Origin of the sequence: Rufibacter ruber (assembly GCF_014138425.1) — a bacterium.
Taxonomy (GTDB): domain Bacteria; phylum Bacteroidota; class Bacteroidia; order Cytophagales; family Hymenobacteraceae; genus Nibribacter; species Nibribacter ruber_C.
Genome location: NZ_JACJIQ010000001.1, coordinates 375,423 through 399,257, shown reverse-complemented (window position 1 = coordinate 399,257; position 23,835 = coordinate 375,423). Strand labels below are relative to the sequence as shown.

Below are 23,835 nucleotides of genomic sequence, written 5' to 3'. Positions count from 1 at the left end.
GCCCATTTCTCCAAACAACCTTGGCCTAACCCCAGAAAACCATTTATAAACCGCTTCTTACAAGGATTCCCTCCCATTCCCCTGTATTCTGCAAATTATTTCCGAAATTCGCGGTTTGATTTATAGAATCCACTGAATAAGACGTTTCCATGCATTTAAGCGAACAGGAACTGCGCCGGCGCCATGAGCGCGAAGAGCTCCAGAAGATGGGCATCAACCCCTATCCCTCAGAACTTTTTGACGTGACTGCCACGGCCAAGGAAATAAAGGAAAACTTCAATCCCGAGCAGAACAACTTTCAGGAAGTGAGCCTGGCGGGCCGCATGATGAGCCGCCGCATCATGGGCAAGGCCTCGTTTGCCGAGCTCATGGACAGCACGGGCCGCATCCAGATTTATGTAAGCCGTGATGACATCGCCCCGGGCGAAGACAAGGACCTGTACAACACCGTGTTCAAGAAGATGCTGGACATTGGCGACTTCATCGGGATCAAAGGCTACGTGTTCAAGACGCAGGTAGGCGAAACCTCGGTACACGTGACCGAGCTGAAACTGCTGGCCAAGTCCCTGAAACCGTTGCCTATTGTAAAGCGCGAAGTAGACGAGAACGGCGTAGAGCACGTGTATGATGCCTTCTCAGACCCGGAACTGCGCTACCGCCAGCGCTACGTAGACCTGGTGGTGAACCCTGACGTGCGCGACACCTTCATCAAGCGCACCAGGCTGGTGAACACCATGCGCGAGTACCTGAACGAGCGCGGTTACCTGGAGGTGGAAACCCCCATCCTGCAGCCGCTGTACGGCGGAGCCGCCGCCCGTCCGTTCAAGACGCACCACAACACCCTGGACATGACTCTGTACCTGCGCATCGCCAATGAGCTGTACCTCAAGCGTTTGATTGTGGGTGGTTTTGACGGCGTGTACGAGTTCTCCAAAGACTTTAGAAACGAAGGCATGAGCCGTTTCCACAACCCGGAGTTCACCCAGGTGGAGCTGTACGTGGCCTACAAAGACTACTACTGGATGATGGACCTGGTGGAGGAAATGGTGGAGCGCGTGGCCATTGCCCTGCACGGCACCACTGAAGTGCAGGTGGGAGAGAACGTGATCAACTTCGCCCGCCCCTGGAAACGTTTCACCATGTTTGAGGCCATTGAGCACTTCACCGGCATTGACATCTCTGCCATGGACGAGCCGCAACTGCGTGAAACCGCCGCCAGCCTAGGCATCAAACTGGACCCGAACATTGGCAAAGGCAAGATCATTGATGAAATCTTCGGGGAGAAGTGCGAAGGCAAATTGATCCAGCCTACGTTCATCACCGACTACCCTGTAGAAATGAGCCCGCTGGCCAAGAAGCACCGCAGCAAAGAAGGTCTGGTGGAGCGTTTTGAGGCCATCTGCAACGGCAAGGAAATCTGTAACTCCTTCTCTGAGCTCAACGACCCCATTGACCAGCGCGCCCGCTTTGAGGAGCAACTGGAACTGGGCAAACGCGGCGACACAGAGGCCATGGTGCTAGACGAGGACTTCCTACGTGCCCTGGAATACGGTATGCCGCCAACCGCCGGTCTGGGCATTGGCATTGACCGCCTCAGCATGATCATGACCAACTCACACTCTATCCAGGACGTGCTGTTCTTCCCGCAGATGAAGCCCGAGCGCCAAGCGGAGTAATGTGCTATTTTTTTCAATGGGTTGAGGGGCTGTTTTTCAATTTGCAGATTTGACAATGTTCCCTGAGCAATAGTGCCATAAAACCAGAAATGCCGTCTCTTTTAATTGGGACGGCATTTCTGTTTTCGGCCTGTTTTGGCCAAAACAGGCCGAAAACGCAAAAGCGGGTTCCTTCTCCCTCTGGGAGATGGGTAGGATGAGGGGAAACGGCTCAAGGTAGAACAGCCATCTACCAAGCAAAAGAAAACCACGGAAGTAACTTCCTTCTGTTTGGTAGAAAAGATGAAAGGTTTTATCTGGCAATTATATCTGGCGCGAGTCTCCAGACTCGTGCCGATGGGTGTGTGGAGTCTTCAGACTCCTGTTTCACCAATTCCCATCTTATGGTTCCCGGCGAGTCTGGAGACTCGCCGCACGGTCAGTCACGAGACGGAAGTCTCGCGCCAGCGAAACTTGAAAGTTACTAAACCCCGAAGATCCACTGAATCCCGTAAATCCTCTTCTAAACGTTCCTGCGCCACTCACTTACTCAATCACTTCTTTCCTGTTTTTAACCTGTTTTCTGAAAATAAGGCCAAAAACAGAAAGGCTGTAAATGCAGAAAGCCTTCCCCGTCTGGGAAGGCTTTCTTATATTGGTTAAATAACGTCTTTTGCTACTTACTTGATGTTGTTCTACCTCGCACTCAACGTATCCCTTAAAAACTAAATCTAAATCGATCTCTCATATTAAGTTTCAACGCCAAGCTTCTGCTTTGCATCCCTTCATCGGTTTCGCTTTCACTATTTAACCAATCATATCTACTTGCTTTAACGGCCTTGCCCGTACAAAGTTGCAAAGCCCGCAGAAAAAGTTAGGCAGAGGCGTTTGAACCGCCGCCAGATCCCTTAGAAGAGCCCTGCCCGCTGCTTGCAGAAGACTTGGCCTTTGTGGTGGTGGTATCAGTGGCTTTCTTGCCTGATGCGCCGGTGCCACCTTTTGATTTTTTGCCGCTGCTGGCAGGGGCATCATTGGTTCCGCCGGTGTTGCCCAGGCTGGAGCTGGTAGCGCCAGCGGCATCTACGTTGCCGCCGGTGGGGTTATTGTCCAGGTGAGAGGTAGCAGTAGTGTTGGATCCCGTGTTCACCACATCTGCCGCGGCTCCCTTTGAACCGCCTTTGCGGCCTACCAGGGCGCCAGCACTGGCGGTAAGGGCCTGCAACTGGTCCATGCTGCCCTGCAATTTTTCATTGAGTCCCTGGCTCAGTTTTGAGGCGGACTTTTTCAGGTTGCCGCGGGTGCTCTCACCGGCTTCAGGTGCCATTAAGATACCAGCCACCACACCGGCGCTAGCGCCTGCCAGCAAAGCCAGAATGATTTTTCCGTTGTCTTTCATAGTAGTACTTTAAAAAAAATGAGTTCTTTCCGTTAGAAATACCAACCCTATATAGCGTCAGTTCTATTTTAACGGGAAAGAACTCATTTGGTTATTTTGGGCTAACCCACCCGGGCTGTCGGCGCTTAGCCTTGAGCACCAGCACCATCTGCCGTGGTTCCGGTAGTGGCATCAGCACCAACAGACGCGCTAGAACCGTTAGCGCCACCGGCACCGTTCAACATAGCACTCAAGCCACCCAGTTTCTCCAGGTAAGGGGTTAACTGGCCGCCAAAGTTCTCAGCCAGCTGGCTTGCAAACTTCATAATGCCGTCACGGGAGTCTTTGCCCGTGCTGGGGGCCATCAAAATACCGGCAACAACACCTGCAGCGGCACCAGCGGCGGCCGCGATCAAGATTTTTGAATTGTCTTTCATACGAAAATGAATAAGGGTTAAGGTTCTATTGTAGGTTGTAAGTAGCTGGGCGGGTAAACCAGAAGGCTCTGCCGCCGTTTTGCTTCACAATAAATATATATTTGCATATATATAAAATTACTTACGGATTTATTCGGTCCCAGGTTAGCTGTTTTAAGCGGCAGCGCCATAATTTTTTACTTTAGCCTGCCCCCTAAGCGGCTTATCTTTCGCCGGAGCAGACCGTATAACTACCAATACCCACTGCTATGAAAAAACTACACCTACTGCTACCCGTGATGGTAGTCCTGTTCTCAACCGGCTGCAAAAGCACGCAAGAGAAAGCCTGCATTGACCCCACCAAGATTGACCCCGAAAGGGCCTGCACCATGCAGTATGACCCCGTGTGCGGCTGTGACAACCAAACCTACGGCAACCACTGCATGGCCGAAAAAGCCGGTGTCACCTCGTACACCAAAGGAGAATGCGCCACCTCCAAAGGCACTGCCAACTAACCCATGGGCGAGAAAAAATACATTCTCCAGAACGCGCCGTTCAAAGTACCCACCCATGACGGAAAACTGATTGAGGAGCATTTTGGGCTGGCCAGCACCCGTACCCAGGCTTTCAGTATAGCGCATATGGTGGCCCCGCCGCACTGGGGCGAACCGCACCAAACCCCTGAGTTTGTTGAGGTGACCATTGTGCTCCGGGGCAAGAAGCTGGTAGAGATAGACGGCGAGTCCATAGAACTTTCGGCGGGGCAGACCCTGCTCATCAAGGCGGGCGCCAGAATCAGATATTCAAACCCCTTTGACCAGGAGGTGGAATACTGGTCTGTCTGCATACCGGCCTTTGACATCAACACCGTACACCGGGAGGAGGAATAGGCCAGCCATGGCAGCAAGGACTCTACTTGGCTGTTTTGGGCCTGTTTTCTGAAAAACAGCTTAAAAACAGAAGCGCCGCCCAATTGCTCCGGCGGCGCTTCTGTTTAATGGGTGTACTGCTCTTGATGAATAAGTGCACATCACCTATTTCAGGGGGCTGGCCCCTTAGTCTTCATACAATTTTCAATAACCTGTTTTTTCCCCCGCCTGCGCGCACAACGGGAAGTACCCATCCAGATGTGGCAACCGGCCTCTGTGCCTTATAAGACAGCGCTCATCAGGTAATCAGCTCTATAGAACCCCGCCTTCTGGTGTACCTGTGTCCCGCCTGGCAGGGCGAAGGAGAACGAAACATTTCTGTTTTGGGCCTGTTTTCTGAAAAACAGGCCCAAAACGAAAGATCAGGCATTCAGCGCCAGCAGCTCTTTGGCACTCTGGAAGGCATTCTCTGAAGGGTTGGCCCCGGCAATCATCTGGGCAATTTCCTGCACCCGCTCCTCATGGCTCAACTGCCTGATGCGGCTTATGGTGCGGTCTGTGCGGTCTTCCTTGTAAACAAAATAGTGGGTATCACCTTGGGCGGCCATCTGCGGAAGGTGGGAGATACAGATCAACTGGTGCTTCTGCGCCATCTGCTGCATCATCTTGCCCACTTTTACGGCAATCTCCCCGGAGATACCGGTGTCAATCTCGTCAAAAATAATGGTTGGTAACGCCGTCTTGTCTGCCAGCAAATACTTCACGCAAAGCATTAAACGGGAGAATTCACCACCAGAGGCGGCTTTGCTCAAGGTTTGGGGCGCGGCACCTTTGTTCGCACTGAACAGTATGTTCACCACATCAATACCGGTGGGGCCGGGGGCCGCCGTTTTATGCTCCACCACCACGCGGGCGTTGGGCATTCCCAGTTCTGTCAGCAGGCTGTGCAGCTCTTCCTGGAAGGTGGCGAACACAGCAGTGCGGCTCTGGGACAGCTGTTCGGCCACGGTCTCCACCTCGGCACTGGCCGCGTCTAAGGCTTTTTTAGTCTTCTCCAGCGCCACGTCCAGATTATGGACGCTGCCCACCTTGGTTTCCAATTCGGCCTGCAGGGCCAGGAGTTCCTCATTGGTGCGCACCTGGTGCTTGCGCTGCAGCGTATAGATCAGGTCTAACCGCTCCTGCAGCTGTTCTGCCCGCTGCGGATCTGCCTCTGTGCGCCGTTCCGCATCCTCTACCTCGCCGGCAATGTCATTGAGCTCAATCAGGCAGCTGTCTAAGCGGTCCTTCAGGGTTTGGTATTCAGCCCCGTACTCAGTGAGCTGGCCCAGCAGAAGCGCGGCGTCTTTTAAGGCGGTGGCGGCATTGTACTCACTCTCAGACAGGTACTGCAGCGCGTGGGTCAACTTGAGTTTGATTTCCTCAGCGTGCTCCAGTTGCTTCAGTTCTGCCTCATGGCTTTCCTGCTCCCCAGCCTGCAGGTTGGCCTCTGCCAGCTCATGGAGGAGGTACGTGTTGTAATCAAGCTCCTTCTGGCTCTGGGCCAGCTGGTTCTCCAGATCCCGGTACTCCCGCTCCAGTTTCTTGAAAGCGCGGTAGGCGGAGCCGTATTGGGTTCTCAGGGCATCATTCTGGGCATACAGGTCCAAGATGTTCAACTGGTAGGCGGGGTCCCCCAGCAGCAGGGTGTCATGCTGGGAGTGAATGTCCATGAGGTGTTCTCCTATGCGGCGGAGCTGGTCCAGGGTCACGGGGGTGTCATTCACAAACGCGCGGGATTTTCCGGCCGGGGTGATTTCCCGGCGCAGCAGACTCACCGGCTCAAAGTCCAGGTCCTCCTCCGCAAAAAACGGCTCCAGCTGGTATTCTGAAATATTGAAGGATCCTTCAATGACGCACTTCTCCCCCTGGTTGAAGAGCAGCTTTGAGTCTGCCCTGTTTCCCAGCAGAAGGCCAATGGCGCCCAGCATGATGGACTTACCCGCCCCTGTTTCACCTGTAATAATATTCAGGAGAGGCGACGGCTGCAGCTCCAGCTGCTCAATAAGGGCGTAGTTTTTTATCTTAAGATCTACAAGCATACAGTAGATGTACCCGTGTCAAGGATGAAAGTTTGAACTGAATGTTCAACAAACAAATATGCTAATTAATTTAGTCTATACACTAAAAAACATAGCGAAATCAGCAGTTATTTTACTCAACTCCCGCTCGCTGGTTGCCAACTTCAACAGCACAGGCCAGCCTCTGACATTTGTTCAACCGCTTCCAGCCCCTTCTTGTTAAGCGTTCTGTTTTCGGCCTGTTTTTGGGAAAACAGGCCGAAAACAGAAATTAACGTTTGAGCAGGGGTTCATATTTGGCCCGGTTGGTGGGGTCTACCTGGGTGAGCAGTTCATAGGCCTGCTGCTTCTGGGCGGGTGTGGCCGTGGCGAAGGCGTTGGCCAGCTCAGTGGACTTGGCCTCAAAGAACGAACGCACGGCTACCGTACCCGGTCGCCGCTGGGCCACCTGCTGAATGTTGCGCAGCGCCTCCAACATGTTCTGTCGTGCCTTCTCAGGATCCTGAATCATCAAGTCCAACCCTTGCCGGTGGTAGAGGTAATTAGCGGCCCTCAACTGCTCAAACTGCGGGTCCAGCAGGTTGTTCACCAGCCAGTAGCGGTTACGGGTGTCTGTGTTTGAGGTCCACCCTTCTGAGGCCGCCCCGGCCGAGTTTACCAGGTTCAGGATGTTGTTGGCCTCAGACAGTGCGGCGGCTCCCCCCATGCGGGAAAAACTGTCATTGTCCATACCTATAATAGTGTAGGCATAGAAAGACAAAAGTGCGGTGAGGTTAGAGGTATAGGTGTTGGGCGCGTACTGCAATGGCTGTGCCTGCGTGTAGTCAAAGGTAAAACGGGTGTCTACAAAAGAGAGCACGGTGGTCTCATAGCCGGTGCCGTAGGTGGGCCTGCTGGAGACTATCTGGGTATTGGCCTCAAAAAAGCCAATGCGCGGCATGCCCTTCACCGTGATAAACAGCTTGCACCTGATACGTTCTTCGTTCTGGTACAGGTCATTGGTCCAGCGGGTGTTGTTCATGATCTCAGAAATGGCGTTCTGCATGTCCTGAAAGATCTGGCGGTCAGTCACCTGCACCTGTTCACTGTTCACCACCACCTCGCACCGCAGTTCCTGGGCCCAGGTCAGCAAGGGCAACCAAAGGCTCAAGACTGCTATTATCCCTATTTTTGCACGCATGCCCATTCCTTTTTGATAGATTCCAGAATATCTTCAGCCACTTCGTCTTTTGACTTAAGCGCGTACTCCTCTACGGTGTTTTGCTTGACAATGGTAATCTTGTTGGTGTCATGCCTGAAACCGGCCCCCGGGTCTCGCAGGGAGTTCAACACCACCATGTCTAAGTTCTTCTTACGGAGTTTAGCCTGGGCGTTTTCCAGCTCCTGATCGGTTTCCAGCGCAAAGCCCACGGCAAACTGACCCGTCTTCTTCTCTTTGCCCAAGGCCGCTGCAATATCAACGTTCTTTACCAGCTCAATGGTGAAAGAGGCCTCACTTTTTTTTATTTTGGAAGGGGCTACCCGGCTGGGCTTGTAATCTGCTACGGCGGCGGCGAACACCCATATATCAGCGGCAGCGGCCCTTTGTTGGCAGGCGGCATACATTTCATCTGCGGTCATCACCGGGATTACTTCTACCTGCGGGTGCTCCAGTTTCATGGATGTAGGCCCTGAGACTAACTGCACCTGCGCGCCCTGCTCAGCAAACCTGCGGGCCAGGGCATAGCCCATTTTGCCGGTAGAGTGGTTGCCAATAAACCGGACGGGGTCTATGGGTTCATACGTGGGCCCGGCTGTTATGAGAACTTTCTTTCCGCTAAACAAGGCGTTCTGCACTGAAATGTTTTTCTAAAACTTGAACAATCTCCTCTGGTTCAGCCAGTCGCCCCTGCCCTACCAGGCCGCTGGCCAACTCACCGTAACCGGCTTCAATGAGCTGGTTCCCGTAAGAGCGCAGCAGCCTGAAGTTCTCCTGCACCGCCGGGTGCTGGTACATGTCCAGATCCATGGCGGGGGCCACAAACACGGGGCACCGGGCCGAAAGGTAGGTAGCTGTGAGCAGGTTGTCACACAGGCCCCGGGCAAATTTGGCCACGGTGCTGGCGCTGGCGGGAGCCACCACCACGGCATCTGCCCACAGCCCCAGTTCCACGTGGTTGTGCCACAGGCCAGACTGGTCTTCCCGCACAAACTGGGTCAGGACCGGCCGTTTGGAGAGCGTGGCCAAGGTGACAGGGGTAATAAAGGCAGAAGCAGAAGTGGTCAGGATTACCTGCACTTCTGCTTCTGCTTTGATCAGGAGCCGCACCAGATGCGCCGCTTTGTAGGCGGCAATGCTACCGCAGACTCCCAGTATGATTTTTTTATGCCTAAGCATTAGGCCAAAGGCTTAAAGCGCTGATGAAGTCTGCGCCTCCTCATCTGCCTGGCGGAAATACACCTTTCCTTCAACGAACTCCTCAATGGCCATGTTGGTAGGCTTAGGGAGACGCTCATAGTATTTAGAGATTTCAATCTGCTCACGGTTTTCAAACACCTCCTCCAGGTTGTCAACCGTGGTGGCAAACTCAGCCAGTTTAGAGTTCAACTCCTCCTTCACTTTCACTGCAATCTGGTTCGCCCGCTTAGAGATGATAGAGATTGACTCATAGACGTTGCCAGTGTCTTTGGCCAGGTCAGAGATATTACGGGTAACGATGGATGCTGGAACTTGTGCCATATATCTGTTGAATTGAGTGATTACAAAAATTAGTTAGTGGTGGCGGTGGCCGCTGCCGGCTGCCCTGTTTTGTTTAGCTGCTCCAACGCCTTACGGCTGGAATCATAAAAGTTTTCAGCGGAACGCAGAAACTTGCTGTTTGGGTAAGCATCTACAAAGTTCTGGTAGATCTCTATCACCTGCTGGTACCGCTCTGCCTGCTTGCTTTCAATACTTTGTTGGGCGTAATGGTACTGGGCGTCAATGCGCAGGAAAGCCGCCTCTTCATTTAAGGTGGAAGACGGGAAGTTCTTTCTGAAGTTATCCAGCGCTATTACCGCAGACAGAAAGTAGCGCAGCTGGTAATACATCTTGGCATTATCAAATGTTTTCAGCTCAATCTTCTTAGACAGGTCTTCATAGATGGTGTTGGCCTCCTGCATGTACTTGCTCTGCGGGTACCGGCGCATGAACTCCTGCAAGGCACTCATGGCCTGCACGGTGCTCTGCTGGTCCAGGTTGTATGACGGCGACTCATTGGTCAGGGATTTGGCGTTCATAAACGCCGCCTCCTCTGCGTATTGGCTTCTGGGGAACGTCTGCCCAAAGGTGATAAAATGGAAAGAACTCTCCAGGTAAAGCTGCTGGTGGTACTTGGTGTACGCGTACAGGAAGTTGGCGCGCTCATACTCACTCCGGCCCTTCAGCAGGGGCATCAGGTCCTCTAAGAGGGCACCGGCCCGCTCATACTTGCCGTTCTCATAATACTCCAGCGCAGCTGCGTATTTTTTATCTACGTCATCGCTCTTGAGGAGCTTATTGTATTTGCTGCAGGCGCCCAACAGCACCAGCGCGAGCAAAAAAGGCAAAAAGGAGAAAATGCGTTTGGTCATAAGCGCGCAAAAATAAACAAAATCTTTTACAACTGCCAGAACGAATTACCAGAACCTACAGTATACAAATAGTTTACTCTACCCTCAGTTTTTCAGCAGCCCCTTTTCTCTGGGGTGTTGTAGTGGCTGGCACCGTTTTTCGGTTAGCGGGCGTTACCGGGGCTACTTTAGCCGGGGAGGCAGAAGCCGGCGGAGCAGCCACGCCGTTCTTTTTGGGAGGAACAGCCGCTGGCTTAGCCCCCCTAGCCGGGGAAGAAGCGGCGGCAGGGTCACTTTTTTTCCGGGCTACGCCCCTTTTCTCCAGCACAAACGCCCGGGTGGGCTTTTCATCTGCCCGCCAGACAAAGCCCTTCAGCCGTTTCTCAGGCTCCTCCAGCTCGTGTGGCGGAATCAGTTTGGCGTCTGGCTCGGTGAGAAAGGTGATAAACTGCACCTGCCCATCATTAAACTGCATGCGCATGTCACTGCAGAACGCCTTGTTCATCCCCATCACGGTACTGTCTCCCTGCAGGGCAAAGTAGAGGCTTTCTCCGTTTCCGTTCACGTCTATGCGCCTGATTTTGCCCTCGGCAAAACGGGCGGTCATGTTACGGCCCTTCACCTGGTTAAAATTCTCCAGCGTATCCTGTGAAATAGCAAACGAGTTGCCAAACATGCGCATCTGGTCCAGTGTCTTGTCCCGCAGCTGCATGATCACGCTGTCTGCGGTCATCTGGCTCTTGTTGGCCCAGAGTTTGGGGCTGCGGTTCATGTAAATCATGGAGTCCTGCAGGTTGTAGGTAAGGGAGTCGCAGATTCCCTGCAGGTCAGATTTGTAGATGCGCACGTCTGGGTACGCGTACACAAACCCTTTCTTAGTTTTATCTACCCGGTTCTCTACCGCCAGCAGCGTGTCAGCAGACAGGAACATGGTGTCATTCACGTTGTTCTTGCTGTTGGCCGCCACCGTGCGCATGACCGGGCTTCCAAACACCTTTGACCGCCCCAGGCCCCGCCAATGCAGCGCTGTCTGTCCGGTTATGACCGTATTTTCTTTAATATGGGTGAGGGAGACGTTACCGGCGGCAGTGTAATACTCCTTCAGCTTGTCATAGGTGAGGGAATTGCCCTTAATGAGGTAGTCTGGGGTCTTGATGCTGGCGTTGCCCCTGAAATTGGCCTCCCGGGTCACGGTGTTATAGGTGCCGCGGTTAGCAAACAGCGTTCCGTCTGGTGAGGTGATGGTGGTGGGCCCAAAGAACTCCACCACCTTGCTGATGGTGTTGTAGGCCATGATATCACTCACCACTTTGGTATTCTGTGTGTTGGTGTAAACTACATCCTTTTTAAAAGTTAGCACTTTATCTGTAGTGGTGTAGGTCCCTAAATGGCTTTTAATGGTGTAATCTGGCCCTACAATATGACCGGTTTGGGTGTAATAGGCGCGCTTGGCGTCCAGGTCATACTCCAGCGTGGGGGTGTTCAGCGTCATCTCCTGGTCCCGCAGCACCACGTTTCCGCGCAGGTTGGCCATGCGCCTGGTACCGTCATAGGTACCGGTGGCACTGGTGGCGTCCATGGTCTCCTGGGTGATATGCACGTTCCCGAACACCTCCAGCCGGTTACGGTCTTTCACATACTGGTAGGCCGAGTCTGAGGTAACGGTGGTAGCCCCCTGCCGCATGACCACATTGCCAATCAGCCTGCGCACTTCCTCCCCCTTGTAAGTACCCGCCTGCAGGGTACTGGACGAAACTTCTACCCGCTGCCCCTGCTGGGCCCAGGCCGAAACCATAGACCATACGGAGATAAGCGCAACTAAAACTATCTTTGTGAACTTCATTCAATCAATTCAATAGAAACAAAATTACTAAGAACCTGCTTATAAATAGATTTTGCACCTAAAAAAGCGGAGATTTCGGCAAAGCCGAAACGCATTTCCTGCTGAGGCTACCAGTTCTCTGACGCCCGGCAGAATGAGTTTCCCGCCTTCATGGGCAAAAAAAGGCACGTTCTGCTTTACCTTCTTTGACATATGCTCCAGAAAGTTCAACACTATATAGACAGCCATCAGCTGCTTTCCCCTACCACTAAAATTCTGGCCGCCGTGAGCGGGGGCCTGGACTCTGTGGTACTGGCCGATGTGCTGCACCGCTTAAAGGTTCCCTTTGCCGTGCTGCACTGCAACTTTGGTCTGCGGGGCGAGGAGTCTGACGCAGATGAGCTCTTTGTGCGCAAACTGGCCAAACAGTACGGCGTGCCGTTCTACAGCGAGCAGTTCCAGACCGAGGCCTTTGCCCAGCAGGAAGGCATTTCCATCCAGATGGCGGCCCGCTCCCTGCGCTACGCCTGGTTTGAGCAGATGCGCACCCAGCTGGGGTATGACGCCATTGCCACGGCGCACCACCAGTCAGACGCGCTGGAGACCGTGCTGCTCAACCTGGTGCGCGGCACGGGCCTGGCGGGCCTGCACGGCATTCTGCCCCAGAACGGGCACCTGATCCGGCCGCTGCTGGCCCTCACCAAAGACGACCTGTACGACTGGCTCACCTCTAAACGCCTGGCGTGGCGGGAAGATTCCAGCAACGAAAGCAGAAAGTACGCCCGCAACCTGGTGCGCCACGAGGTGGTTCCCGTGCTCAAGCAGCTCAACCCCAACCTGGAGGAAACGTTTACCCAGACCCTGGAGCGCCTGCAGGGCGCAGAAGCCGTGTTTCTGGCCTCTTTTCAGGAAATCAGGGCAAAAACGCAACGCACAGAGAACGGCACCACCTACCTTTCTATTGCGCCGCTGCAGCAAAGCCCCGCGCCGGTAGTGCTGCTGCATGAGCTGCTAAAACCGTTCCAGTTCTCCTACGTGCAGGCGCAGGAGGTAGCAGCCGCCTTTGCCGGCCTCTCAGGCAAGTCCTTCGCCTCCCCCACCCATGTGCTGGTGAAAGACCGGGAGGAACTGGTGATCACCGCCAAAAACCTGGAGGTGTTTGGCAGCGTGGCGCTGCCAGAACAAGCCACCCAACTAACTTTTGGACCTTATCTGGCAAAAATAACCCGCAAATCGGCCGAAGGCTACAAGATACCCCGTTCCAAAGACACGGTGGCCCTTGACGCCGAACTGGTAAGGTTCCCCCTCAAACTGCGCCCCTGGAAACAGGGCGACTGGTTTATCCCGCTGGGCATGAACGGCAAGAAGAAAGTGAGCGACCTGCTCATTGACAAGAAGGTGCCCGCCAACCTCAAGCCAGACGTGTGGGTGCTGGTCTCAGACGCCTCACTGGCCTGGATCATTGGCCACCAGCCAGACAACCGGTTCAAGATCAGTGAGAACACCCAGCAGGTGCTGGAGATTACCGTGACCCGAATTTGATTGTTCATTGCTGATTGTTAATTGTTGATTGTTAGAAAGGCAGCAGCTTAAGCTGACCGATTTGTGAAGGAACCCAAGAGAAAGCCGTTTAGAGACTGTTTCTAAGAAACAGGCCTAAAACAACAATTGACAATCAACAATTAAAAAGCAATTAACAATCAGCCATTAAATAATTTTCAGGTGACGCCCTTTTTCCTATCTTCACCGCGTAGTATATCATCTAACCAAATTTAAGCATAATGAAAGTAACCGTAGTAGGAGCCGGTAACGTAGGGGCCACCTGTGCCGACGTGCTGGCGTACCGCGAAATTGCCAATGAAGTAGTGTTAGTAGATATCAAAGAAGGCTTCGCCGAAGGCAAGGCATTGGATATCTGGCAGAAATCTCCTATCAACCTGTATGACACCCGCACCGTGGGCGTCACCAATGACTATAGCCGCACCGCCAATTCAGACGTGGTAGTGATCACCTCGGGCCTGCCCCGCAAACCCGGCATGACCCGTGATGACCTGATCAGCACCAACGCCGGCATTGTGCGCTCGGTGACTGAGAACGTAATCAAACACTCCCCGGAGGCCATCATCATTGTGGTGTCTAACCCCCTGGATGTCATGACCTACGCTGCGCATTTAACGTCTAAGCTTCCCCGCACCAAGGTGATGGGGATGGCCGGTATCCTGGACACCGCCCGCTACCGCGCGTTCCTGGCTGAGGAACTGAACGTGTCGCCTAAAGATATTCAGGCGGTATTGATGGGTGGGCACGGTGATACCATGGTGCCGCTCCCAAGATACACCACCGTGGGCGGGATTCCGGTAACCGAGTTGATTGACTCTGCTAAACTAGACGCCATTGTAGACCGCACCAAAAACGGCGGTGGCGAGCTGGTGAAACTGATGGGCACCTCTGCCTGGTACGCGCCGGGTTCCGCAGCCGCCCAGATGGTAGAAGCCATTGTACGTGACCAGAAGCGGGTGTTCCCGGTTTGCATTAAGCTGGAAGGCGAGTACGGCATCAACGGCACCTACCTGGGTGTACCGGTGGTACTAGGCAAGAACGGTATTGAGAAAGTAATAGAGCTGCAGCTGAACGAAGACGAGATGGCCCTGTTGAAAGCCTCTGAGAAAGCGGTGAGGGAAGTGATGGACGTGCTGGACAACATGCCTGCCAACGCCTAACCCCCTGATTTCTACCCAATAAAAAAGAGCCCTACCTGCAGGTAGGGCTCTTTTTTATTGGGTTTCTGTTTTTGGCCTGTTTTCTTAAAAACAGGCCAAAAACAGAAAACGAGTTACTTTATTGGGGTCTGGGCAGGCTGGGCGGCAGACTTATTCTGGTTCTGCTGCTTCTTCTGGCTCCTTTTTTCCTCCAGCTTCTGCAGGCGCTCCTGCTTCTGCTGCTCCCGCTCCTTCTGCTTGGCTTCGCGTTTGGCTTTACGCCGGAAGAAGCCGTTCAGCAGAATACTGTGCTGCAGGCTTTCCATGTTGGCGTCCAGTTTGTCAGTGCCGGCCTCCAGGTTCTGCATGGTGAGCTGCAGGTCAAGGGCGAAGTCCTCGTCATTGAGCAGCACGCCCAGGGCGTTGTTAGGGCTGTTGAGCTTGTCTGTGGTGGCGTTGAGCTTGCCGGTGATGGCAGAGGCGGTGGTCATGGTCTGCTGCAGCTGCGCCATGGTGCTTTTGAGGCGGTTGTAGACGGTGGTATCTGTTAACAGCTCATCTGCCAGGCCGCCTTCTGTATTCAGTTTATTTGAGAACTGGGTGAGGGCTTGCGCGGCGCGGGAGCTGCTGGCGGTGGTGCGCTCCAGGTTGGCGACAATGGTTCTGAAGTTGTTGGCCAGCTTCTCGTCTGTGAGCAACGCACCGGCCATGCCTTCGCCTTTGGCGAGGTTGGCGCTCAGGCCTTTCACGTCATTGGTGATGGCCAGCAGGTTCTGGTTGCTCTCCTGCAGGGTCTTCATCATCTGCTCAGTGCTCAGCTGGGCTTCGGTTTTAAGTATATCGCCGGTCTCAATGGCCGGGGAGGCCTCGCTGCCGCCGTACACCACAATGGTGCGGTTGCCTATGATGCTCTCTGACCCAATCTTCGCGAACGCGTTTTTATGGATATAAGGTACCGCACTTTCCTCAATGGAGAAACTGACGGCCACCTGTTTTTCACCGCTGATGGCAATGCTTTTCACCACGCCCACTTTCACCCCTGAGAAGATCACGTTGTTGCCTTTCTTGAGGCCGGTCACGTCATCAAACAGGGCGGTCACCTCAATAGAATCCCCGAAGCGTTTCTGCTTTCCGCCTAGAATGAAAATACCGGCCACCAGAATGACAATGGCCAGAAACACAAAAATGCCAACTATAACGGACCGTTTATTATCTCCTGCTCCCATTTAATCTATAAAGTTGTAATCATGAAATAGTTTCACCCGCTCATCCTGGGTGTTGAACACCTCTTCAAACGTGCCCTGCCGCTGAAACTGGCCGTCTAAGAGCATCACCACGCGGTCGCCCACGGTTTTGGCGCAGGTAAGGTCATGGGTGATGATGATAGACGAGGTATGGAACCGCTCCTGCACCTCATTGATCAGGTTGTTGATGTCAATACAGGTAATGGGGTCCAGCCCGGCGGTGGGCTCATCATAGAGCATAATCTCAGGGGTGAGAATCAAGGTGCGGGCAATCCCAATGCGCTTGCGCTGGCCTCCAGACAGCTCAGACGGCATCTGGTTAATGCTTTGCAGCAGCCCCACGGCGTCCAGCACGCGCTCCACCCGTTCGTTTATTTCCTTGCGGGTCAAATTGCGCAGATTCCGCACCAGCGGAAACTCCAGGTTCTCGCGTATGGTCATGCTGTCATACAGGGCGCTGTTCTGGAACGAAAACCCAATCTTAAGCCGGAGTTTGTCCAAATCACGGGGTTTGAGCTGGTTTACGTCCTGCCCCAGCACGTTCACCCGGCCTTCGTCCTGCCGCAGCAGGCCGGAGATAATTTTAATCAAAACCGATTTGCCCGTGCCGGATTTGCCCAGAATCACCAGGTTTTCGCCTTTGTAGAGGTCCAGGTCCACGCCCCTAAGCACGTGCAAATCACCGAAGGATTTGCGCAGGCCCTCTATCTCTATCACCTTTTGGCTTTTATCTATTTGGTGCGGGGGTTTCTTCATGTCTTCTACCGGAAAAGATTAATCACCTGCATGGCCAGCAGTTCTTCAATGAACACTAAAAACATGGCCGTCACCACAGAGGAGTTGGCCGCCTTGCCCACACCTTCGGTTCCCTTAGATGAGAAATACCCTTTGTAGCAGCCTACCACGCCAATGGTAAACCCAAACAGCACTGATTTAATCAAAGACGAGAAAATGTCAAGGAACGAGATGGCTTCAAATACCTGCGTAAAATACGTGGTGAAGCTGGTCTGCTCGTTGGCGTTAATATTTAAGAAACCGCCCAGTAACGCCACCAGCATCACGTACATCATCAACGCCGGAATCATGAACGTAGTGGCCAGCACCCGGGTCACCACCAGAAACTTGAACGGGTTGGTAGCAGAGACTTCCATGGCGTCAATCTGCTCGGTTACGCGCATAGAGCCCAGCTCGGCGCCCATGTTAGAGCCCACGCGGCCGGCGGCAATTAACGCGGTCACCAGCGGGGCCAGGGCCCGCACAATGGCAATGGAAATCAGGGAAGGCAGCCAGGAGGTGGCGCCAAACTCGGCCAGCGACGGGCGCGATTGGTTAGTGAACACAATGCCTATGATGAAACCGGTCAATGAGATCAGCGGAAGCGACTTCACCCCCACCTCATAGCACTGCCTGATCACCTCGCGCATCTCATAGGGGGGCAGAAACACCTCCTTAAAGAAGCGGGCTATGAACTGGTAAATTCTATATAACTCAGCAAATACCCTGTCCAGTTTGGGGGAGATCACATGGTCTCGCTGTTTAGGGGAGTTACTGTCCTGGTCTTTGGATTGCATCCGTTACTTCTGATTTCTTTATGGCCTCTGGCAGGCACTGCGCGTTGACTCCTTTTGGGTACGGTCTTGGGGCTACGGAAAGGAAAGCCTGAGGGCTCTCCTCCTTACCTGATTTACCTGAATAGGGTTACATCTGCCCAGAATCTGCTGGCCATCACGGCACAAAGATAAGATGAACCAGCTAAGGAAAGGTAAAAATACTTTTTACCTGCCCAAATCCCACTCCCCCGCGCGCAGAACCAGTATACTTTTTACCACCCGCCCGCCTGGCACCACGGTTAAAGCGCCTCCTGCTGAGGTTTTGTCTGTTTTGGGGCTGTTTCCTGAAAAACAGCCCCAAAACAGACAGGCACCGCTGCTTTAAGTTAAAAGTTTATGGCAGTCTGGCGGCAAGCGCGTATACTTACCAATAAGAGTATGTTTACCTTTGTTTTTTGCGCATAAACCGGCTTCAAAGGACTTAACTTGGTCCTGGTCTGGCGCCAGGGCGCTGCTAGACTGCTCCAGAATGGCTTTGCCAGAACTTTACACTCATATATATAGGTGGCAACACCTAAATATCAACAAACTTTCAACCACACAGCATCTCTGATCAAGACTATGAAAATTTGCTTCGCCTCTAACAATGCCCACAAGCTGCAGGAAATCCGGGCCCTGCTGGGGGAACCGTTTGAGCTGGTGAGCCTGCAGGACCTTGGCTGCGCCGATGAAATTCCCGAAGAACAGGACACCTTAGAAGGCAACGCCCTGCAGAAAGCCAGCTACATCTGGGAAAGGTATAAAATTTTATGCTTCGCTGATGATACCGGGCTGGAGGTGGAGGCACTGAACCAGGAGCCCGGCGTGTACTCGGCCCGTTACGCCGGCCCGGCCCGTGACAACCAGGCCAACATGCAGAAAGTGTTGCAGGGGCTGGAGGGCAAGGAAAACCGGAAGGCCCGCTTCAGAACCTCCATAGCCCTTATTTTGGAGGAAGGCGAGCAGCACCTCTTTAACGGCATTGTGGAAGGCCACATCTTAGAAAGCCCGCGCGGCGAAAAAGGCTTTGGCTATGACCCTATCTTTGTGCCTGAGGGCCATGAGCGCACCTTCGCAGAGATGGACAGCCAGGAGAAGAACGAAATCAGCCACCGCGGGCGGGCCGTGCAGCAGCTGGTCTCGTTTCTGCGGCACCGGTACGTACAGACGGGCACGTGAGCAATTTTCTGTTTTGGGGCTGTTTTGGCCAAAACAGCCCCAAAACAGAAAATCTGGCTGCCTTTTCTTCCGCTGGGCGGGTAATGCAGAATTTCTTTAAGCCTGCATTAGGCTGCAAGCTTACAAAAAGTTAATTTTGCACCCCGTAAGCAACAGGTATTTATGCATCAAAAGCCATTTATTGTAGGTATTACGGGCGGAAGCGCATCAGGGAAAACCACCTTCCTGAGCAGATTAATGGCTTCGTTTGCACCAGAGGACATCTGCCTCATCTCCCAGGACAACTATTACCTTGACCGCGACAAGCAGCTGGTAGACGACAACGGCATTCATAACTTTGACTTGCCGGGTTCTATTGACAGTGCCGCCTATGCCCATGATATCCTCAGGCTGAGCCTGGGCGATACCGTGCAGCGCAAGGAGTACACCTTCAACAACGCCAGTGTCATTCCGCGCATTCTGGAGTTTAAACCAGCGCCTATTGTGGTGGTAGAGGGTATTTTTGTGTTTTACTTTGAAGAAGTGGCCCGCCTGCTGGACCTGAAGGTGTACATTGACGCCAAAGAATACATCAAACTGCAGCGCCGCATCATCAGAGACAAAGTGGAGCGCGGCTATGACCTGGATGATGTGCTGTACCGCTACACCAACCACGTGGCCCCCACGTATGAGAAATACATTAAGCCGTTCAAGAATGACGCAGATGTGATCATTCCCAACAACCGCCACTTTGACCGCGGCCTGGAGGTGCTGGTGACGTATCTGAACTCCAAAATCAAAAAATAAGCTGGCCCTGCCGGAAATATCAAACCAAATAGAAGCCTCTGCTGTTCAGACCACAGCAGAGGCTTTTGTTTTATTTTAAGAATCACCTATCTTTGCTTACTAAGATGAAACCTGGGCACTACATACAACGCAACTGGCGGCTGCTTTGCACAAGCATAGCCCTGCTGTTGGTGCTTACGGTCAACCACCGAGCCTTGCCCGCCTATGCCCATGTGGCTACCCCGGCTGAGCAGACGGCGGTGAGAAAAGCGGCCCAGGACAAAGACGCCACGGTTGTCAAGCAAAAGGTCTCTTTTGAGGCGACCACGTCGTTTGTTGACTTCAACCTGGTAGAACCCGTCGCGTTTGAGCGCCTCACATTTGCCGCCCCGGTGCAGCAGCAGGTGCCTTTCAAAGCCGGAATCCCATACTGGGCCTATTATCTACAGCAGCTGGCTACGCTGCCTATCTCGCCCAACGCCCCTTAGGCATTCATCCTCTTCTTTTCAGCGGCCCCAGGTTGCCGGGGTATTTCTGTTTGGCTACATACAGCCGCGCCCATTCTATGGGCCGCCAGCGTACCAGCCACATTTTCTTATCATTTTATTTCTATTTTCATTTTAACCAACCTATGCGTAACAAAGGTTTTATTGTATTTCTTACGGTAATAGTCACCGTGCTTTGTGTGTACTATCTATCCCTTTCGCTTGTTTCCCGCAATGTGGAGGAGAAAGCAGTGGCGTATGCCACCAGCCCCACTGGCGGAGTAGACGCTTACAAGAAGCAAACGTATCTTGACTCTGTCTGGAGAGCGCCTGTTTTCAACTTCCTGGGTGCCGAATACACGTATCAGGAGATCAAAGAAAGAGAGCTGAGCCTGGGCCTTGACCTGAAAGGCGGCATGCACGTGACCCTGGAGGTTTCTCCGGTAGAGATTATCCGGGCCATGGCCGTGAACAAGAAAGACCCGGCGTTTGAGCAAGCCCTTAAAAAGGCGCAGCAACTGCAAACCAACAGCCAGGAGAACTTTGTAGACCTGTTCTACCGCACCTACCGTGAGTTGCAGCCCAACGCCAAACTGGCCTCGCTTTTCGCCAGCAGCACCACCCGTAACCTGAACTACAACTCTACTGATAAAGAGGTTCTGGCTGAGATCAACCGCGAGGTAGATGATGCCGTGGCCCGTTCTTTCAACATCCTGAGCACCCGTATTGACAAGTTTGGGGTAACGCAGCCTAACATACAGCGTCTGCAGGGCACCAACCGCATCCAGATTGAGTTACCGGGTGTTGACAACCCTGAGCGGGTGCGCAAACTGTTACAGGGAACGGCCAACCTGGAGTTCTGGGAAGTGTGGAACGTGCAGGAGTACAGCCCATACTTTGGCCAGTTGAATGACTATCTGGTGAAACAGGAGGCTGCCACCAAGCTGAAGGGTTCTTCAGCCGCCGGTTCTGCCGCCCTTGCCGCTGCCACTGACACCGCAACCGCTGCTGTGACTGCCGCTGGCACAGACACCACTGCCCTGGCCGCCCAGCTGAGCAAAAAAGACACTACCGCTGCCAAAAAAGACTCGCTTAACGCAAACCAGAGCTCTCTGCTGGCGCGTCTGTTCACGCCGCTCCCTGGTGGCTTGGGTTCAAACGTACGTGATACCGCCAAGGTAAATGAACTGTTGGCCAGAGCTGAAGTAAGAGCCATTTTTCCGCAGAACCTGAAGTTTTTATGGAGTGTGAAACCTATTGTGGCTAATGACGGGGCTGAGTTTGTTGAACTGTATGCCATTAAGAAAGGCCGCGAAGGAAAAGCTCCTTTGTCTGGTGAATATATCTCTGATGCCCGTCAGGACTATGACCAGTCTGGCCGCCCAGAGGTAACCATGGGTATGAACGCCGCCGGTGCTAAGAAATGGCAGCGTTTGACCGGTGACAACATTGGCCGCCAGGTAGCCATTGTTCTGGATGACTATGTGTACTCGGCCCCGGTGGTGCAGAGTGAGATTGGCGGTGGCAACTCTTCTATCTCCGGTTCTTTCACCATTGAAGAAGCCCAGGATTTAGCCAACATCTTGAAAGCTGGTAAAATGCCAGCCCCTACCCGTATTGTGGAAGAAGCCATTGTAGGTCCTTCTCTGGGTCAGGAAGCCATTAACCAAGGTTTGCTTTCCTCATTGGCCGGTCTGGTGCTGGTGGTGCTCTTTATGATTGCCTACTACAACAAAGGTGGTTTCATTGCCAACATTGCCCTGTTCTTCAACATCTTCTTCATTATTGGGATCATGGCCCAGTTTGGCGCTGCCCTTACCTTGCCTGGTATTGCCGGTATGGTGCTGACCATGGGTATGTCTGTTGATGCCAACGTACTGATCTTTGAGCGTATCAAAGAAGAGATGGCTGCTGGCCTGAATATTCAGGAAGCCATCAAAAAAGGCTATAGCAAAGCGTTCAGCTCCATCTTTGACTCCAACGTTACCACGTTATTGGCCGGTATTATCCTCTACTTCTTCGGGTCAGGCCCAGTGAGAGGTTTTGCCGTTACCCTGATGATTGGTATTGCCACCTCTTTCTTCACGGCGGTCTATGTATCCCGTCTGTTGGTTGAGTGGATGGCCAAAGGGAAAAACGCCAATACGCTGTCACTGCAGACGCCGCTGTCTAGAAACTGGTTCAAGAACATCAAGTTTGACATTCTTGGCAACCGTAAAAAAGCGTATATCTTCTCCATTGCCTTTATTCTGTTTGGGATTATAGCAGTGTTCATCAAAGGTGAGTTGCCGTTAGGGGTTGACTTTAGAGGAGGCCGCTCTTATGTGGTAGACTTCACCCAGGCTGTTCCGGCTTCTGAGGTTCGTTCTTCCCTAGATGATGAGTTCCAGGGAAAAGGTACTGAAGTAAAGACCTTTGGCGCTTCTAACCGCTTGAAGATCACCACCAGCTACCTTGCCGCCGATGAGTCTACCCAGGCAGATGAGACAGTGCAGGCCGCCCTGGAGCAAGGATTACAGCAGTACAGCGCTCAAAAGCCCACTATTGTAAGTTCTTCTAAGGTAGGCGCCACTATGGCAGATGACATTCAGAAACAGGCGTTAATTGCCGTGTTACTGGCTTTTGCTGGAATCTTTGTGTACGTAGCCTTCCGTTTCAGCCGCTGGCAGTACAGCCTGGGCGGGGTGGCCGCCTTGATTCATGACGTATTGGTAGTGTTCTCTGCCTTTACCATTGCCAACCTGTTTGGGGTTTCTTATGAGATGGACCAGGTGTTCATTGCCTCTATCCTGACCATTATTGGTTACTCTATCAATGATACCGTGGTAGTATTTGACCGGATCAGGGAGTACACCAAAGATAACCCGCGCGTTAAGTTCAAAGACATTGTGAACCCGGCCTTGAACAGTACCTTCAGCCGTACCATCATCACCAACTTAACCGTGTTACTGGTGGTAGTGGTATTGTTCATCTTTGGTGGTGAAACCTTGAGAGGCTTCTCTTTTGCCATGCTGGTGGGTTCCTTAACCGGTACCTACTCTACCCTGTTCATTGCCTCGCCAATTGTGGTAGACACCACAAACGTTGACAAGGAGAGACTGGTAGCTGCCAAGCCTGTGGTTGTATCTTAATAACCCGCTGTAACCCCACAAAAAAATAGCCGGACCAAATGGTCCGGCTATTTTTTTTGTACGGAACCTAAGACAGTAAGCCAAGACCGCATTACAAAACAGTTTTTCCAGTTTTGGCTTAGTTTCTGAAAAACAAGCCAGAAACGCGAAGCAGCAACCATAGCCTTTCCCCCCAACTTGCATAAGTACAGAGCATTTTCACCATTTTGGACAGGTAGGCGCACACGGCCGGTGAAAGTTTCTGGCAAAGGAATTTTGGACCGCTTGGTGCAATGAAGTCAGACAAAGGCCCCAGGTTAGTTCTCGCGGAGGCTGAATGCAGCGTGAATTGAAAAGGCTGGTTTGAATCTTCCGTTTTATCCAGGGCGCAGGGTGAACTAGTGCAGTAAGAATTGACCTGCGCCCTGTTTTAGGGCTGTTTTCTGAAAAGTAGCCCTAAAACGGCAGCGCACAAGAAGACGCTTGCCCCCCCCCTCAGGAAGGAAAGCAGAAACTCTACACGGGCTCCAGATTAGAGCTTGCGCAGAGTACCTGTTTTAAATTCCCTTTCTCTCACTCAGCCGCAAGAGAAGGGGATTTCTGTTTTCGGGCTATTTTTCTAAAAGTAGCCCGAAAACGTGGGCGCAAGCAGACGTTTGCACCACAAAAGGCTCTTTCATGGCAGGGGAAAAATACTTTTAAAGCATGTTGAAATCTGATTTTTTGCGCTGCAAACCGACATCTGATGTGCCAGACATTGCCTTTCCCTCACAACGTAACGCTGCAATGCTGCTCAAAAACGGTACAGAAGAACCTTTCGCGCCCCGTATTCCCTACACAATCAAAATGGAAACAAGGAAACTGTTTAGAGTTTTTTAGTATAAGTGATGGCGCTAGCGTCCGCTTCTGTATTGAAGAGGGTAAAATTTCTGTTTCTGGGCTGTTTTTGGGAAAGTAGCCTCAAAACGCCGGCACAAGCGGATGCTTACGCCCATGC

22 protein-coding genes are annotated in these 23,835 nt (G+C 52.8%); 10 read left to right on the top strand and 12 right to left on the bottom strand.

Annotated elements, in window-relative coordinates:
• The first annotated feature begins 149 nt into the window (after positions 1–149).
• Both lysS and FHS90_RS01585 read left to right on the top strand, forming a co-directional pair.
• A complete protein-coding gene (gene lysS / locus FHS90_RS01590; RefSeq protein ID WP_182511312.1) occupies positions 150–1,676 on the top strand; it encodes a lysine--tRNA ligase in 1,527 nt (508 codons plus the stop codon).
• A gap of 282 nt (positions 1,677–1,958) precedes the next feature.
• Complete coding sequence (locus FHS90_RS01585; protein ID WP_182511311.1) at positions 1,959–2,318, top strand: hypothetical protein; 360 nt, start codon at positions 1,959–1,961, stop codon at positions 2,316–2,318.
• Between the two features lie 211 nt (positions 2,319–2,529).
• Here the strand turns inward: FHS90_RS01585 and FHS90_RS01580 are convergent, their stop codons facing one another.
• Both FHS90_RS01580 and FHS90_RS01575 read right to left on the bottom strand, forming a co-directional pair.
• Entirely contained in the window at positions 2,530–3,051 is a 522-nt protein-coding gene (locus tag FHS90_RS01580; RefSeq protein WP_066836950.1) for a YtxH domain-containing protein, read from the bottom strand.
• 125 nt (positions 3,052–3,176) lie between these two features.
• Positions 3,177–3,467 carry a YtxH domain-containing protein gene (locus tag FHS90_RS01575; protein WP_066836948.1) on the bottom strand — a complete coding sequence of 97 codons (291 nt, stop codon included), beginning with the start codon at positions 3,465–3,467 and terminating at the stop codon, positions 3,177–3,179.
• Between the two features lie 248 nt (positions 3,468–3,715).
• Here FHS90_RS01575 and FHS90_RS01570 point away from each other — a divergent pair, with 248 nt between their 5' ends.
• A complete protein-coding gene (locus FHS90_RS01570; RefSeq protein ID WP_066836947.1) occupies positions 3,716–3,961 on the top strand; it encodes a Kazal-type serine protease inhibitor family protein in 246 nt (81 codons plus the stop codon).
• Between the two features lie 3 nt (positions 3,962–3,964).
• Positions 3,965–4,336 carry a cupin domain-containing protein gene (locus FHS90_RS01565; protein WP_182511310.1) on the top strand — a complete coding sequence of 124 codons (372 nt, stop codon included), beginning with the start codon at positions 3,965–3,967 and terminating at the stop codon, positions 4,334–4,336.
• 401 nt (positions 4,337–4,737) lie between these two features.
• Here the strand turns inward: FHS90_RS01565 and recN are convergent, their stop codons facing one another.
• From recN to FHS90_RS01535, 7 genes are all read right to left on the bottom strand, one after another.
• A complete protein-coding gene (recN, locus tag FHS90_RS01560) occupies positions 4,738–6,396 on the bottom strand; it encodes a DNA repair protein RecN (protein ID WP_182511309.1) in 1,659 nt (552 codons plus the stop codon).
• 250 nt (positions 6,397–6,646) lie between these two features.
• Positions 6,647–7,555 (bottom strand): type IX secretion system protein PorD, encoded by a 909-nt coding sequence (porD, locus tag FHS90_RS01555; RefSeq protein ID WP_182511308.1) that lies wholly within the window; start codon positions 7,553–7,555, stop codon positions 6,647–6,649.
• Positions 7,540–8,199 (bottom strand): bifunctional phosphopantothenoylcysteine decarboxylase/phosphopantothenate--cysteine ligase CoaBC, encoded by a 660-nt coding sequence (coaBC, locus tag FHS90_RS22710; RefSeq protein ID WP_343049539.1) that lies wholly within the window; start codon positions 8,197–8,199, stop codon positions 7,540–7,542. Before coaBC ends, porD begins: the two co-directional genes overlap by 16 nt.
• A complete protein-coding gene (locus FHS90_RS22705) occupies positions 8,192–8,752 on the bottom strand; it encodes a flavoprotein (protein WP_343049538.1) in 561 nt (186 codons plus the stop codon). The genes coaBC and FHS90_RS22705 overlap by 8 nt, the downstream gene beginning before the upstream one ends.
• Positions 8,753–8,764: 12 nt before the next feature.
• On the bottom strand, positions 8,765–9,094 hold the full coding sequence (locus tag FHS90_RS01545; RefSeq protein ID WP_066836941.1) for a DNA-directed RNA polymerase subunit omega: 330 nt from the start codon (positions 9,092–9,094) through the stop codon (positions 8,765–8,767).
• Positions 9,095–9,123: 29 nt separating this feature from the next.
• Positions 9,124–9,966: an outer membrane protein assembly factor BamD gene (locus FHS90_RS01540; protein ID WP_066836939.1), complete on the bottom strand. Its 843-nt coding sequence runs from the start codon at positions 9,964–9,966 to the stop codon at positions 9,124–9,126.
• Positions 9,967–10,039: 73 nt separating this feature from the next.
• A complete protein-coding gene (locus tag FHS90_RS01535) occupies positions 10,040–11,788 on the bottom strand; it encodes an OstA-like protein (RefSeq protein WP_182511307.1) in 1,749 nt (582 codons plus the stop codon).
• 192 nt (positions 11,789–11,980) lie between these two features.
• Here FHS90_RS01535 and tilS point away from each other — a divergent pair, with 192 nt between their 5' ends.
• Positions 11,981–13,309, top strand: a complete 1,329-nt coding sequence (tilS, locus tag FHS90_RS01530) for a tRNA lysidine(34) synthetase TilS (RefSeq protein WP_182511306.1) — start codon at positions 11,981–11,983, stop codon at positions 13,307–13,309.
• A 239-nt stretch (positions 13,310–13,548) separates the two neighbouring features.
• Entirely contained in the window at positions 13,549–14,487 is a 939-nt protein-coding gene (gene mdh / locus FHS90_RS01525) for a malate dehydrogenase (protein ID WP_066836921.1), read from the top strand.
• Between the two features lie 113 nt (positions 14,488–14,600).
• On the opposite strand, the gene FHS90_RS01520 is transcribed toward mdh, so the two are convergent.
• From FHS90_RS01520 to FHS90_RS01510, 3 genes are read right to left on the bottom strand one after another with little or no spacing between them, the layout of a single operon-like run.
• Complete coding sequence (locus FHS90_RS01520; protein ID WP_066836918.1) at positions 14,601–15,692, bottom strand: MlaD family protein; 1,092 nt, start codon at positions 15,690–15,692, stop codon at positions 14,601–14,603.
• Positions 15,693–16,466 (bottom strand): ABC transporter ATP-binding protein, encoded by a 774-nt coding sequence (locus FHS90_RS01515; RefSeq protein WP_182511305.1) that lies wholly within the window; start codon positions 16,464–16,466, stop codon positions 15,693–15,695. It lies immediately after the preceding gene.
• Between the two features lie 5 nt (positions 16,467–16,471).
• Entirely contained in the window at positions 16,472–17,281 is an 810-nt protein-coding gene (locus tag FHS90_RS01510) for an MlaE family ABC transporter permease (protein ID WP_066836912.1), read from the bottom strand.
• A 600-nt stretch (positions 17,282–17,881) separates the two neighbouring features.
• Here FHS90_RS01510 and FHS90_RS01505 point away from each other — a divergent pair.
• The 4 genes from FHS90_RS01505 (at position 17,882) to secDF (ending at position 22,859) form a co-directional block, all read left to right on the top strand.
• Positions 17,882–18,478 (top strand): non-canonical purine NTP diphosphatase, encoded by a 597-nt coding sequence (locus tag FHS90_RS01505; RefSeq protein ID WP_066836908.1) that lies wholly within the window; start codon positions 17,882–17,884, stop codon positions 18,476–18,478.
• A 162-nt stretch (positions 18,479–18,640) separates the two neighbouring features.
• On the top strand, positions 18,641–19,264 hold the full coding sequence (locus FHS90_RS01500; protein WP_066836906.1) for a uridine kinase family protein: 624 nt from the start codon (positions 18,641–18,643) through the stop codon (positions 19,262–19,264).
• Between the two features lie 104 nt (positions 19,265–19,368).
• A complete protein-coding gene (locus tag FHS90_RS01495) occupies positions 19,369–19,731 on the top strand; it encodes a hypothetical protein (protein ID WP_182511304.1) in 363 nt (120 codons plus the stop codon).
• Positions 19,732–19,874: 143 nt separating this feature from the next.
• Positions 19,875–22,859: a protein translocase subunit SecDF gene (gene secDF, locus FHS90_RS01490; RefSeq protein ID WP_182511303.1), complete on the top strand. Its 2,985-nt coding sequence runs from the start codon at positions 19,875–19,877 to the stop codon at positions 22,857–22,859.
• Positions 22,860–23,835: the final 976 nt, after the last annotated feature.